This window comes from Brachyspira sp. (assembly GCF_050873525.1).
In the GTDB taxonomy this organism is placed as follows: domain Bacteria; phylum Spirochaetota; class Brachyspiria; order Brachyspirales; family Brachyspiraceae; genus Brachyspira.
Map to the genome: position 1 here is coordinate 1 of NZ_JBNMIZ010000338.1, position 1,541 is coordinate 1,541.

Consider the following 1,541-nt stretch of genomic DNA (forward strand, 5'->3'; position numbering starts at 1 on the left):
ATATTATAATTTATAAATTTCAAGTCAAAATAAATTTAAAACTAAACTAATTTAAAAAATATTTGAGTCTGAATTTTTGAATCATTATAATTAGTATTGAAAAACAAAATATAATATATATAATCATTGTCAATAAAATAATTAAAAAATGATTTAAACAGGAATTAAATTTTCAAAATGGAGTTAATAAAACAATTTGCAATTATTTTTTCGATATATTCGATTTCCGATATTTTCTGTAAATCGCTTAAACTTCCGATTCCAGCAAATGTTGTCGGAATGCTTTTGCTTTTTATATTTCTTATCACAGGAATAATAAAAGAACATCATATTGATAAAGCGAGCGATATTTTGATTAGCAATATGTCTTTATTATTCGTTCCCGCAACTTTGGCGATAATGGAAGAATACAAATATATAAAAGATGAAATTGTCCCGTTTATAATCGTCTGCGTATTTATGGTAATCGTTATAATGGTTTCTACGGGATTAATCGCTCAAATTTTGGAAAATATTTTTAATAAATTAAGAAAAGGAAAATAAAATGATAGAATTATTTGAAACAAATCCAATAATACCAATCGTTATAACTTTGATAGCTTATATTATTTCATATACTATTTATATAAAAACTAAACTGCCGATTCTGACTCCTTTGGTGACGACTGTGATTTTGGTAGGTTTTTCTTTATATTTTATGCAAGTTCCTTATAATGTTTATAACGAAAGCGGAGGAAAATTTATAAACGCTTTGGTAGGACCCGCGACTGTGGTTTTGGCTCTACCGATATATAGAAATCTCCCGATACTCAAAGCGAATCTTCCCGTAATATTGATAAGTATAGCGATAGGAAGCGCGATTGGAATAATAGGAATTTTTATAATGTCAAAAGCGCTCGGAATATCGGACAATATACTTTTATCGCTCCTTCCAAAATCTGTGACAACCGCTATAGCCGTAGATATTTCGGCAAATATTGGAGGAATAAAATCTATAACGGTTTTGTCGGTAATAATATCTGGAATAACTGGCGCAATAGTCGCTCCGTTTGTTTGTAAAATATTTAAAATAAAATCTCCTTTGGCGATAGGTTTGGGAATCGGAACTTCTTCGCATGCGGTTGGGACGAGCAAGGCAATAGAAATGGGAGAGACAGAAGGCGCGATGTCGGGGCTTGCGATAGGAATAGCTGGAGCTTTAACCGTAGTGTTGCTTCCAATACTTTACAGATTGCTTGTTATTATATGGAATTAATTAATATTTATAATAACAAGGTGGGTTCGCTCTGCGCCCCTTGACGACTGTCCACCTTTGGTGCGGGAAACCCCTTGCATGCTTTTCTATATATTGTTAACACAATGGGCTTGCCAACGGCACGCAGAAGCGGAAGCCACATTGTTGTCAGGTTTATAATCGTCATTACGAGGCGATAGCCGAAGTAATCCAAAATTAATTAAATTTTATTTTAAAATTTAGTTTTATTAATAGTGGATTGCCACGCCTTTTGCCAAAGGCACGCCTACGGCGTCAAGGCTCGCAA

The 1,541-nt window shown here is 33.0% G+C and carries 2 protein-coding genes; both read left to right on the top strand.

Annotated features, from left to right (window positions below; genetic code table 11):
* The first annotated feature begins 177 nt into the window (after window positions 1-177).
* Window positions 178-543 carry a CidA/LrgA family protein gene (locus ACR0QS_RS13185; RefSeq protein ID WP_432633911.1) on the top strand — a complete coding sequence of 122 codons (366 nt, stop codon included), beginning with the start codon at window positions 178-180 and terminating at the stop codon, window positions 541-543.
* Between the two features lies 1 nt (window position 544).
* A complete protein-coding gene (locus tag ACR0QS_RS13190) occupies window positions 545-1,255 on the top strand; it encodes an LrgB family protein (protein ID WP_432633912.1) in 711 nt (236 codons plus the stop codon).
* Window positions 1,256-1,541: the final 286 nt, after the last annotated feature.